The 11986-nt window shown below is 70.1% G+C and carries 11 protein-coding genes and 1 tRNA gene; 9 read left to right on the forward strand and 3 right to left on the reverse strand.

Annotation, left to right across the window (positions count from 1 at the left end; genetic code table 11):
* Positions 1 to 93: 93 nt before the first annotated feature.
* From MHY20_RS03755 to MHY20_RS03765, 3 genes are all read left to right on the forward strand, one after another.
* A complete protein-coding gene (locus MHY20_RS03755) occupies positions 94 to 876 on the forward strand; it encodes a thioredoxin domain-containing protein (RefSeq protein ID WP_239374912.1) in 783 nt (260 codons plus the stop codon).
* A 163-nt stretch (positions 877 to 1039) separates the two neighbouring features.
* Positions 1040 to 1111, forward strand: a tRNA-Thr gene (locus tag MHY20_RS03760).
* A gap of 175 nt (positions 1112 to 1286) precedes the next feature.
* Entirely contained in the window at positions 1287 to 2204 is a 918-nt protein-coding gene (locus tag MHY20_RS03765; RefSeq protein WP_239374914.1) for a site-specific DNA-methyltransferase, read from the forward strand.
* Here the strand turns inward: MHY20_RS03765 and MHY20_RS03770 are convergent.
* Positions 2189 to 2896, reverse strand: coding sequence for a TetR/AcrR family transcriptional regulator (locus tag MHY20_RS03770; RefSeq protein ID WP_239374916.1), 708 nt, complete (start codon positions 2894 to 2896; stop codon positions 2189 to 2191). The two genes, MHY20_RS03765 and MHY20_RS03770, sit on opposite strands and share 16 nt — an antisense overlap.
* A 95-nt stretch (positions 2897 to 2991) precedes the next feature.
* Positions 2992 to 3720 (reverse strand): uracil-DNA glycosylase, encoded by a 729-nt coding sequence (locus tag MHY20_RS03775; protein WP_239374918.1) that lies wholly within the window; start codon positions 3718 to 3720, stop codon positions 2992 to 2994.
* Between the two features lie 84 nt (positions 3721 to 3804).
* On the opposite strand from MHY20_RS03775, the gene MHY20_RS03780 reads away from it, so the two are divergent.
* The 5 genes from MHY20_RS03780 (at position 3805) to MHY20_RS03800 (ending at position 8304) form a co-directional block, all read left to right on the forward strand.
* Positions 3805 to 4050, forward strand: coding sequence for a DUF3263 domain-containing protein (locus tag MHY20_RS03780; protein ID WP_239374920.1), 246 nt, complete (start codon positions 3805 to 3807; stop codon positions 4048 to 4050).
* Positions 4051 to 4126: 76 nt separating this feature from the next.
* Positions 4127 to 4684, forward strand: coding sequence for a LytR C-terminal domain-containing protein (locus MHY20_RS03785; RefSeq protein ID WP_183376499.1), 558 nt, complete (start codon positions 4127 to 4129; stop codon positions 4682 to 4684).
* 36 nt (positions 4685 to 4720) lie between these two features.
* Entirely contained in the window at positions 4721 to 6058 is a 1338-nt protein-coding gene (locus tag MHY20_RS03790; RefSeq protein ID WP_239374922.1) for a potassium transporter TrkG, read from the forward strand.
* Positions 6051 to 6734, forward strand: coding sequence for a TrkA family potassium uptake protein (locus MHY20_RS03795; RefSeq protein ID WP_183376501.1), 684 nt, complete (start codon positions 6051 to 6053; stop codon positions 6732 to 6734). The genes MHY20_RS03790 and MHY20_RS03795 overlap by 8 nt, the downstream gene beginning before the upstream one ends.
* A gap of 49 nt (positions 6735 to 6783) precedes the next feature.
* Positions 6784 to 8304, forward strand: coding sequence for a serine/threonine-protein kinase (locus tag MHY20_RS03800; protein ID WP_239374924.1), 1521 nt, complete (start codon positions 6784 to 6786; stop codon positions 8302 to 8304).
* A 9-nt stretch (positions 8305 to 8313) separates the two neighbouring features.
* Here the strand turns inward: MHY20_RS03800 and MHY20_RS03805 are convergent, their stop codons facing one another.
* Complete coding sequence (locus tag MHY20_RS03805) at positions 8314 to 9702, reverse strand: hypothetical protein (RefSeq protein WP_239374926.1); 1389 nt, start codon at positions 9700 to 9702, stop codon at positions 8314 to 8316.
* A gap of 403 nt (positions 9703 to 10105) precedes the next feature.
* Here MHY20_RS03805 and groL point away from each other — a divergent pair, with 403 nt between their 5' ends.
* A complete protein-coding gene (gene groL, locus MHY20_RS03810) occupies positions 10106 to 11743 on the forward strand; it encodes a chaperonin GroEL (RefSeq protein WP_183376504.1) in 1638 nt (545 codons plus the stop codon).
* The last annotated feature ends 243 nt before the right edge of the window (positions 11744 to 11986 follow it).

The raw sequence follows: 11986 nt of genomic DNA on the forward strand, positions 1-11986 counted from the left end.
GTGACGTCCGCCCGAGGGACTAGGAGGCCGCCGCCCCACCAGGCTTTAATGACACGGTAGGCCCCACCAGCCCCACATCGTCGAGGAGTTCGAATGTCGTCACGTGCCAGCGGACAGGCCACCAGCCGCGATGCCCAGCGGGAGCGTCTGCGCAAGCAGCGCCAAGCCGAGCTGAAGCGCCAGCGGAACATCCGCCGAGCCGTCATCGCCGTGGTCACGATCCTGGCCCTGCTGCTCGCCGGCGGCATCGGCTACGGCATTTGGAAGGCCACCGCGGGCAAGGATGATCCTCGCGCGAAGGTCATCGAGACGACCACGCTCGATCCGAAGGACCCCGCTCTCGTCGTGGGTGCTGAGCCCGGCTCCGCGCCGAAGGTCGATATTGTCCTCGACTTCAACTGCCCGTTCTGCGGCGAGTTCGAGAAGATCAACGGCGAGGACCTCAACGAGCTGGCGAAGAACGGCGAGGTGACGCTGCGCTACAACGTGCGCACCGGCCTCGACGGCGCCTCCGCAGACTTCTACTCCAGCCGCGCTGCCGGCGCCGCTGTCTGCACCTATGAGGAGTCTCCGGACCTCTTCATGAAGTTCCAGCTCGAACTGTTCAAGAACCAGCCCGAGGAGACCGGCCCCGGCCTCACGAACCAGCAGATGGTGAAGTACGCCAAGGACGCCGGCGCCTCCAAGGAGACGCAGCAGTGCATCTCCTCCAACAAGTACCAGGGCTGGGCTTCGAAGTACGCCGAGCCCGCAGGCAAGGACCTGTCCCGCGCCACCCCGGCCGTGTTCATCAACGGTGAGGAATGGCAGGGCAACTGGACTCAGCCCGGTGAGCTGAAGAAGGCGGTCCAGGGCGCGGACGCCCCCAAGGAGTGATCGCAGCCGACGGGTTCCAGCGCGCCCCGATCGCCAGCGATTGAGGCTCGGATCCGTCTCGTGACCCCGCCCATGCGGTGCCCCGCTGGGTGCTGGGGGCGGGGTCGCGATCGGCTACACTGAGGCGCGATGTTCGGCCGGCCGCGCTGGCCGATCCATCCCCGCTGGAGTGGCGCAACGGTAGCGCACCTGTCTTGTAAACAGGTGGTTGCGGGTTCGATTCCCGTCTCCAGCTCTCGCACCGCCCCGTCGGCCCACCCGGCGGGGCGTTCTGCTGCCCCGCCCCGCCTCGCGCGCCCTCGCCACCTCCGGTGCCGCCGATCGGTCTGCGGATTCGGGAGCGCCGGCGCGACAAGACCCGAATACGTCGATGGATCGGTCGTGCGCGGACCGCGGATAGGGTTGGTCCCATGCCCGCACCGACTCCCGACTTCTGGCACCCGGACGCCCCGAACACGGTGGTCAGCGCCGACAACCTCGAGGTTCTGCGCACCCTGCCGGACGAATCGTTCCAGCTGATCTACATCGACCCGCCGTTCAACACGGGCCGGCGGCAGCAGCGGCAGTCGATCACCACCACCCGATCAGCCCTCGGCACGGCGGGCTCACGCGTCGGGTTCAAGGGGCAGAGCTACGACACCGTCAAGGGCACCCTCTACGGCTACAGCGACACCTTCGCCGACTTCTGGGACTTCCTCGAACCTCGCCTCGAGCACGCCCGCCGCATCCTCACCGACACCGGCACCCTCTACCTGCACCTCGACTACCGGGAAGCGCACTATGCGAAGGTGCTGCTCGATGTTCTGTTCGGCCGCGACTGCTTCCTCAACGAGATCATCTGGGCGTACGACTACGGCGCCCGCACGAAGCGGCGCTGGCCCGCCAAGCACGACACGATCCTGGTGTACGTGAAGAACCCGTCGGCCTACTCCTTCAACTCCGAGGATGTGGACCGCGAGCCGTATATGGCGCCGGGGCTGGTGACGCCGGAGAAGGCGGCGCGCGGCAAGCTCCCCACGGACGTGTGGTGGCACACGATCGTCTCGCCCACGGGCCGGGAGAAGACGGGGTACGCCACGCAGAAGCCGGAGGGGGTGCTGCGCCGGATCGTGCAGGCGTCCAGCCGGGAGGGCGACTGGGTGCTGGACTTCTTCGCCGGCTCGGGCACCACGGGCGCGGCCGCGGCGCAGCTGGGGCGGCGGTTCGTCCTCGTGGATGAGAACCCGCAGGCGATCGAGGTGATGCGTGAGCGGTTCAGCCGCCGGCATCCGGAGGTCGAGGTGGAGTTCCGGTCGGCGGATCGGCCGGGGCGTCAGTCGGGCGTGTAGGGGCTGCGAGCGCCTGCGGCGGCCCACGGGTGGCGCTGCTGTCCGCTCTCCGGGTTGTACAGCTCCTGCCCGGACTTCACGGCGGCGTCCACGAGCTGCGGGATGAACTCCTCGAACGAGACGTCGCTGGGGTCCACGAGGCGGAGCCCGGTGAAGCTCATCCAGCCGTGCAGGCTGACCCACATCGCGGTGACGACGTTGCAGATGAGCTCCTGCTGCTCCGCGTCGTCGATGCTGGAGGGGGAGTCGGGGGTGAGCTCGGTGCCGAGGATGGCGGCGTAGGACGCCTGGTGGAACGGGACGGTGGCCTTGCGGATGCCGGCGGAGACAGCGGGCAGCGGGGCCCCGTCGGTGCCGCTGTCGCGGGTGAACATGGCGGCGTACAGTTCGCGGTTGTCGCGGGACCAGCAGCGGTAGGCCACGCCGAGGTCCCGCAGCCGACGCTGCGGGTGGGGGTCGAAGTCGATGCTGGTCAGGGCGGTGGTGAGGCGCTCCCAGCCTTCGTCGATGACGGCATCGATGAGCTGCACTTTTCCGCCGAACAGGGCGTAGATCGCGGTGGTGGAGGTGCCGCACGCGGCGGAGACCTCCCGCAGCGACAGCGCGTCCGGTCCCCGGTCGGCGAGGCGGACAGTGGCGGCGGCGACGAGGTCGGCTCGCAGTGCCTCATCATGCGGACGCGGCTGCGTCATCGGCGTCTCCTTCGGCGGCGGTGGTGGTCAGTGGGCTCATTACTATCACTGTTCCCGGCCCGGACCCTGACTGGGGCCACCACGTGGCTGCTCGGTCAGGAGAGCGCCCAGTCGATGGGGTGCGCGCCCTGCTCCTGCAGCAGACGGTTCGCGGTGGAGAACGGCCGGGACCCGAAGAACCCGCGCCGCGCCGACAGCGGTGACGGGTGCGCGGACTCAACAGTCGGCGTGTCGCCCAGCAGCGGCTTCAGTGAGCGGGCGTCGCGCCCCCACAGAATCGCCACCAGGGGCTCCTCGCGGGCTACGAGCGCGCGGATCGCCGCATCGGTGACCTCCTCCCATCCCTTCCCGCGGTGACTGGCGGGTGCGCCGGGCTGCACGGTGAGGCACCGGTTGAGCAGGAGCACGCCCTGGTCCTGCCAGGCGCTGAGGTCGCCGTGGTCGGGAGTGGCGACGCCGAGGTCGTCCCGCAGCTCCTGATAGATGTTCACGAGCGACCGCGGGATCGGCCGCACGTCCGGGTTGACCGCGAAGCTCAGCCCGATCGGGTGGCCGGGGGTGGGGTAGGGGTCCTGTCCCACGATCAGCACCCGCACCTGTGGCATCGGCGTGGTGAAGGCTCGCAGGATCGCGTCCCCGGCGGGGAGGAAGCCGCGCCCGGCGGCCTGCTCGGCGCGCAGGAAGTCACCCATGCGGTGCACGACGGGTTCGACGTCCGCGAGAGCGCGGGCCCAGTCGGGGTCGATGATCTCCCTCAGCGGCTTCGGGCCGGGCGATGCACCGGCGGCGGACTGAGTGGGCGGCTGGGGTTCGTGGTCAGGCATGCCGTCAGGCTAGCGGGGCCGGCTGGTCGGCCAGCCGGGGGCGGCCGACGGGTGCCGCATCCGTCGGCCCCTAGACTGCTGCGCATGACCGACGCCCCCGACCCCACCGAGCCCGGCGAGCCCACCGGGCTGTCCGACGACGCGCGCGCCCTGATCGACCTCGAATCGCGCACCTTCCGATCCGTTGGCGCAAAGGAGAAGCGGATCCGCGACGAGCTCGGCCTGACCAGCATCCAGTACCACGTGCGGCTCAACCGGCTGCTCGACGACCCGGCGGCCCTGGCGTACGCACCGGGACTCATCAACCGACTGCGGGAGCGGCGCCGGTAGAGCTTCGGGAGCGGCGCCGGTAACACGGAGCGTCGCCTCACCCGCGATCAGGCGTGGTTCGCGTTAGTGTAGGACCGTGGCAGAGACTGATTACCCCTACCCGGCAGACGAATTCGACCGGGAAGCAGCGAACGCGCCCCTGCGCGGATCGCACCGCGCCGATGAACCGTTCTGGAAGTCCAACCTGAACTACATCGTGATCGCGGCGATCGCCGTTCTCGCCCTCATCGGTGCCCTGCTGCTGATCAGCCAGTTCACCGGCGAGAAGGACACCTACACCCGCTCCCCGGACCCCGCCCCGCAGACCACCGCATCGGCCGCACCCAGCGACGAAGCATCGGCCGACCCCACGGAGGAGGAGCAGAGCGTGGACCGCACCATCAAGGTGCGCGTCAACAACGCCTCGAAGACCAACGGCCTCGCCGGCCAATGGACCGAAGTGCTGCGCGAGAAGGGCTGGGAGAACGTCACCTCCGGCAACGGCAAGAAGATGGATGAGACAACCGTCTTCTACCGCGACGACGCCGACCTGCCCGCCGCGAAGGCCCTCGCCGCCGACGTCGGCGCTGGTGACCCGGTGAAGTCCGAGGACTACCAGACCCCGCTCGTCGTCGCTGTTGTCACCGAGCCGTAACCCGGGACTGATTCCCCGCCCCAGCGGAGGTGCACCATGCGCGCCACCCTCACCGCTCTGCAGCGCCCCGCGGCGCTGATCGCCCTCGCCACAGCGGGCGTCCTCGCCCTCGGCACCACGCTGCTGATGATGCCGTTCTCCTCCAAAGGGGAGCCCCCGCCGTTCATCGACGCCCTGTTCACCGCCACCTCCGCCCTCTGCGTGACCGGCCTGGTCACCCTCAACACGGACGAGCAGTGGACCGTGGGCGGGCAGATCGTCCTGCTGTGCCTCATGCAGATCGGCGGCCTCGGCGTCATGATCCTCGTGACGATGCTGGCGCTGCTGACCGCCCGGCACGTCGGCATCCGCGACCGCCAGGTGTTCGATACGGCCACCGCTTCCGGTGCCGGCAGCCACGTCCGCTCCACACTGCGGATGATCGCCCTGGTCACCATCGCCGTGGAAGGCGCGGTCGCGGTCCTTCTCACGCTGCGCATGCACACCCACTACGAGATGGGGTGGGGGAAGTCCGCCTGGTACGGCGTCTTCCACGCCGTGTCCGCGTTCAACAACGCCGGGTTCGGGCTGCGCTCCTCATCCCTCATCGACTTCGGCACCGACCCGTTCGTGCTGCTGCCCATCGCCGGCGCCATCATCCTCGGCGGCATCGGGTACCCCGTGATCCTGGAGGTGCTGCGCCGCCTGCGGCCCCACCGCATCCTCACCCTGAACTCCAAACTGATGCTGATCGGCACGCCCGTGCTGCTGTTCGGAGGCACCCTCGCCGTGCTGGTGCCCGAATGGTCCAATCCCGCCACGCTCGGCCCGATGAACCCGGCGCAGAAGGTGCTGGCCTCGTTCTTCCAGTCCACTACGTCCCGCACCGCCGGATTCAACGCCCTGGACATCTCCCAGATGCACCCGGAGACCTGGTTCGGCACCGACATCCTCATGTTCATCGGCGCCGGCCCCGCCGGCACCGGTGGCGGCCTGAAGGTGACCTCCGCGGCGGTGGTGCTGATCGTCATCCTGTCGGAGCTGCGCGGTGACACGGGCGTGCGCGCGTTCCACCGGGCGATCCCGTCGGCCGTGATCCGCCAGGTCGTGACCGTGATGGGCCTGTACGGCCTCGCCGTGGTGGTGGGCACGGGCCTGATCCTGCTGCTGGAGCCGGTGGAACTGGACCGGGTGCTGTACGAGGTGATCTCCGCGATCTCCACCACGGGCCTGTCCACCGGCATCACCGCGGATCTGTCCACCACCAGCCGCATCGTCCTCATCGTGCTGATGTTCCTGGGCCGCGTGGGCCCCGTGACGCTCGGCACCGCGCTCGCGCTGCGCGCCCGGCCCCTCGCGTACACCTCACCCGAAGAAAGGCCGATCATTGGCTAAAGCACCCCGCACCGACTCCATCCGCATCTCCACCGCCCTCGTCCTCGGCCTCGGCCGCTACGGCGAAGCGGTGTGCCGAGAGCTGAAGGCCCTCGGCGTCTCCGTCCTCGCCGTGGACCAGGCGCCCGCGCGCGTGGACGCGCTCAGCGACACCCTCAGCCGCGTCATCGTCGGCGACTTCACCAACCCCGAACTGCTGGAGCAGGTTGGCGCGGACGACTTCGACCTGGTCGTGGTCGCGACCTCCGGTGACCTGGGGGCGAACATCCTCGTCACCTCCCACCTGCTGCAGATGGCGACCGGGCAGCTGTGGGTGAAGGCCGCGACCGACCAGCACGAGGTGATCCTGCAGCAGCTCGGGGTGGAGCACATCGTGCACCCTGCCCGCGACATGGGGCGCCGCTCCGCCCACCGCATGGTGTCCCTCGCCCGCGACTGGATGTCCCTCGGCGCCGGGGCCGCCGCGGTGACGATGGCGGCGCCGGACATGCTGCTGGAGCGCTCCGCACCCGAAGCGCGCCTGGAGAAGACCTACGGCGTGACCGTGGTGGCGCGCCTCCCGCTGAACTCCGACCGGTGGGAGAACGTCACCCACACCTCCACGTTCGCCGCGCGCGACACCATCCTCGTGATGGGCAGCGAACGCGACCTGGAGCGGTTCGCGACTCTGACCTGAGGGGCCGACGGATGCCGCAGCGCCCGCCGGACCCCTACACTGGTGGCCTATGGCTGAAGTGATCGCGGGCCGCGTTGAACTGCTTGAGCCCGTCGCGCAGGGCGCCAGCGGGTGGGTGTGGCGAGCCCGGGACCTCAAACGCGACCGCGACTGCGCCGCGAAGGTGCTGCAGCAGCGCGACAGCGCCAACATCCTCCGCTTCGTCCGCGAACAGTCGGTGCGCAACCACGCGCTCGCCGCGCACCCGCACGTCATCGCGCCCTACTCGTGGGTCGCCGAGGATGACGCGGTTGCGATCCTGATGCCGCTGGCGCGCGGCGGCACCCTGTCCGATGTCCTCGCCACCAACGGTGCCCTCAGCCCCGATCTGACGTTCGCGCTGCTGCGCCAGCTGTGCGACGCCCTGGCCGCGATCCACGCCGCCGGCTGGATCCACCGCGACGTGAAGCCCGCGAACATCCTGTTCACCGCGCCGTGCTCCGGCCTGCCGGAGGTGCGGCTCGCTGACTTCGGCATCGCCCTGCAGAACGACGACCACCGCTTCACCGCGACCGGGTTCGTCAACGGCACCCCCGGGTTCATGGCGCCGGAACAGGTGACGGAGGGCGCGTTCTCCGCCGCGGTCGATGTGTGGGCGGCGGCGTCGGTCGCGCTGGACTGTCTGGCGCCGCGCCAGCGCATCCCGAACTCGGCGCAGACGTCGTTCGACGCCCTGAGCCATCACGTCGGGTCCATCATGCGGCCCGCGGGGGCGAGCAGCGAGCAGGCCGCGCTGATCATGGCGATGCTGGACCCGGATCCGCTGCGGCGCCCGTCGGCCGCGCAGGTGCGGGACGCGATCCCGCCGATGCCGCCGGAGCTGGCCGCGCAGGCCCGCACCGCGACCGGGGCTGTCGTGCAGGTGGGCTCACCCGCGGCGGACGACACCACCGTGCAGTCCCGGGCCGCGCAGCCGACGGGCGCCACCTCGGCGCAGCCCAGCGCGCCGACGGCCCCCTCCGCCATCGAGTCCGCGCCCGGTGGAGGCGCGGCGGGCGGCAACCGCGCAGAGGCGCTCGGCGCTGCGGCGGCCGCGCAGGCGGCGCGTGCGCGCCAGCAGGACGCTCCGACGGCCCAGAGCAGTCCGACAGCCGCGGACAGCCCGACGGTCCTGAACAGTCCGACGGGCGCCACGCAGATCGTCGACGACAGCGCGGGCCGCACCCGCACGCCGGTTCTCCCGGTCGATCAGACCGACGCCCGGATCGGCCTCGGGTCCACTGCCGCCCCGGCCGCCACGTCCGCGCCGGCCTTCAGCCCCGTCGCCGGAGCAGGGTTCGCCCCCATCACTGCGGCGCCGCGCGGGCCGCGCCGCCTCGGACTCGGGATCGCCCTGGGCGCGGCAACGGTTCTGGCACTGGTCGGTGCGATCGCGATGCTCGTGTTCGCGCTGATGATGAACCCGGCCGACGCCGCGAACGACGCGCTCGCCGCGTCGGCGGCACTGGTTGCGCAGTCAGCGGATCTGCGTGCTGCGGGCACCGTCGGCCCCGAGCCCGCGCTCGCCGCCGGGCCCATCACCGCGCCCTGACGGGTGCCTTCAGCGGCGCCGGCGCAGCGCCGTGATTGCGGCGATGCCCGACCCGACGGCGACCACACCGAGGACGCCCGCGCCGACGAACAGGCCGCGGCGCAGCCATGTCGCCCGGCTGACCGCCTGCTCCTGTTCGGCGCGGGTCTTCCCGTAGTCCACGTCCGCGTTCTCACCGGCGGTGCCGTCCACCGCGAGGGTGAGGACCACGCGGCGCGGCTTCGCCGTGTTCGGTTCGTCCGACGCGTCGGCCTTCGTGCTGAGCTGCAGGGTGTGGGTGCCGCCCAACCAGTTCGAGGCCTGCTCCTTGTCCGCATCCGTCCTCTGGTTGCCGAGCGTGACCGGGGTGGGCATCGCGCTGCCCAGGTAGTCGCCGGTGCTGGAATCGAGGTTGACCGTGGTGGACGCGTTCTCGTCCGGGTCGTACACCTCCTGACCGAGCGGATTCAGGATCATCACCTCGGCCTGTTTCCACGTTCCCTCGACCTCGCCGGCGTCAAGCGGCGAGATCGACCAGGACAGGCGCTGCCCCTCGTTCACGTCCACGCCGGCGATCCGTGTCTCACCGGGCCGCAGTTCGATCACGTAGGAGCCGGGCTTCAGGATCGGGGCGCTGTTGCGGGAGCGGCCCAGCGCTGTGACGTCGTCCTTCGCGGACCCGGCCGTGGGTGCGGGAACGGCCGGCTCGTCGTCCCACTCCGGTTCGGGCGGCATCGGGCTCGGCGCGGGTGCCTCGACGGCGAACACCAGCTCCATCGGCATCGTCTCGGACTGCTTGAGGTTGCCTTCGCGCGTCACCTTCGCGACGAACTCACCGGGTTCGCACTCACCGTCCTCACCGGTGCCGGCAACGGTCGAGACGGCAGTGGCGCGCTGGGGCGCATCCGCGATGTGGGGGAAACTGAACCCGTTGCTCGTCCACTTCGCGCAGTCGTTGCCGTGCCCGTCGGTCAGTTCGATCGTGGACTTCACACTGTCCGAGGTCGTCGGCGTCGCCTTCGGGCTGGGGGTCGGCACGAGCGCGCCGGTCACAATGAGGCGCTCACCCTTCTTCAGCGTGACCCGGTAGTGCTTCGTCTCCTTCATGGTGCCCCAGCCCTGGTCCGTTCCGGCGGTGAAGGAGTCGAGGTACCGGCCGGGCTCGACCGAGGGCGCGCCGGCGAACGAGGACCCACCGGAGATGGGGGAGCCGTCGGCCTCATACCCGCGGTCGTCCGCGGCGGGTGCGTCCTTCGCGGAGCGTGCAGCCGGTGCGCTGGGCGCAGAGGCGGAGCGGGGCGCCGTGGTCGGGGCTGCGGCGGCGGGCAGCGCGGAGGCGGTCGCCAGGACGAGGGCGGCGGTCAGCGCAGCGGCGGGCCGACGGGTGATGGGCGGCCGATGGGAACCGGGCTGCGACATGGGCGCTCCTCAGTGGCTCGGAAGTGTGCCCTCTCAGGGTGCCACTGATCACCCCGCCGTGTCGCGTTGGGACGGTGGGGAGAAGTCCGACGGGTGCCGCACGCAGCCCTGCGCTGGCGCCCCGTCGGCCCGTGCGCGCCCCGCGGATCGGCGTGTCCGCTGACAGCGCAGAGGAGGCCCCCGGGAAGCATTAGCACTCTCAGCGTGCGAGTGCTTATGATGGCCTGGCACTCATGCCGAACGAGTGACAGGATCCGCCGGGTGGAACCGGGGGCGCTGCACCCGTCGGCAGGAGATCCGGCAGCGGTGAGATGCCGCCCGAGCGTGACCAGAACGCCCCGGGCGCCATCGTCCGTCGCGGGCATCGCTCCGGAACCAGAACAGAACACGGGAGAATTTCCACATGGCAAAGCTCATCGCCTTTGACGAGGAAGCTCGCCGCGGTCTCGAGTCGGGCATGAACCAGCTCGCAGACGCCGTGAAGGTCACCCTGGGCCCGAAGGGACGCAACGTCGTCCTGGAGAAGTCCTGGGGCGCCCCGACCATCACGAACGACGGCGTGTCCATCGCGAAGGAAATCGAACTCGAGGATCCGTACGAGAAGATCGGCGCGGAGCTCGTCAAGGAAGTCGCGAAGAAGACCGACGACGTCGCCGGTGACGGCACCACCACCGCCACCGTCCTCGCCCAGGCACTCGTCCGCGAGGGCCTGCGCAACGTGGCCGCCGGCGCCAACCCGATCGCTCTGAAGCGCGGCATCGACAAGGCCGTCACCGCGGTCACCGAGAAGCTCGTGGGCCAGGCCGTGGAGATCGAGTCCAAGGAGCAGATCTCCAACACCGCCGCCATCTCCGCTGCTGACCCGGCCATCGGCGAGCTCATCGCCGAAGCCCTCGACAAGGTCGGCAAGGAAGGCGTCATCACCGTTGAGGACTCCAACACCACCGGTCTGGAGCTCGAGCTCACCGAGGGCATGCGCTTCGACAAGGGCTTCATCTCGCCCTACTTCGTGACTGACGCCGAGCGTCAGGAAGCGGTCCTGGAGGACCCGTACATCCTGCTCACCTCCGGCAAGGTCTCCAACATGAAGGACCTGCTGCCAATCCTGGACAAGGTCATCCAGTCCGGCAAGCCGCTGCTGATCATCGCTGAGGACGTGGACGGCGAAGCCCTCCCGGCCCTCGTGGTGAACAAGCTGCGCGGCGTGTTCAAGTCCGTCGCCGTCAAGGCACCGGGCTTCGGCGATCGCCGCAAGGCGATGCTGCAGGACATGGCCACCCTCACCGGCGGCACCGTCATCTCCGAGGAGGTCGGCCTCACCCTCGAGGGTGCGGACCTCGACTCCCTCGGCCGTGCCCGCAAGGTCGTCGTCACCAAGGACGAGACCACCATCGTTGAGGGCGCCGGCGACGCCGACCAGATCTCTGGTCGCGTCAACCAGATCCGTGCTGAGATCGAGAACTCCGACTCGGACTACGACCGCGAGAAGCTCCAGGAGCGCCTCGCGAAGCTCGCCGGCGGCGTCGCCGTCATCAAGGCGGGCGCAGCCACCGAGGTGGAGCTCAACGAGCGCAAGCACCGCATCGAGGACGCCGTGCGCAACGCCAAGGCCGCTGTCGAAGAGGGCATCGTCGCCGGTGGCGGCGTGGCCCTTCTGCAGGCCGGCAAGGAAGCCTTCGAGACCCTGGACCTCCAGGGCGACGAGGCGACCGGCGCGAAGATCGTCCAGGTCGGTGTTGAGGCACCGCTGAAGCAGATCGCCGTCAACGCCGGCCTCGAGGGCGGCGTTGTGGCGGAGAAGGTGAAGGGCCTGCCCGTGGGCGAGGGCCTGAACGCTGCAACCGGCGAGTACGAGAACCTCATCGCTGCAGGCGTTCTCGACCCGGTGAAGGTGACCCGTTCCGCTCTGCAGAACGCCGCCTCCATCGCCGGCCTCTTCCTCACCACCGAAGCCGTGGTCGCGGACAAGCCGGAGAAGGTCGATCCGGCTGCTGCCGCAGGCGGCATGGACGGCATGGGAGGCATGGGCGGCATGATGTGATCCCCTCGGGGTCACTCACCGCTCAGCCCGACCGGTCGGCGCTCGCCTCGGCGTTCGCCTCGCGGCTCGTGCCGGCCGACTGAGCCACGGGAACCGCCCGGTTCTGCCCCTTTACGGGGTGGGCCGGGCGGTTTCGTTTGGGCGAGCATCGGCGTATAGCGGCACACCAGGCCGCTATACCGAACAGGCTGCTTCTATACGCCGACGGCCGCGCCGCCCCGTCGAGCGCGCACCCTCCCCGCG

Source organism: Helcobacillus sp. ACRRO, assembly GCF_022347125.1.
Lineage (GTDB): Bacteria > Actinomycetota > Actinomycetes > Actinomycetales > Dermabacteraceae > Helcobacillus > Helcobacillus massiliensis.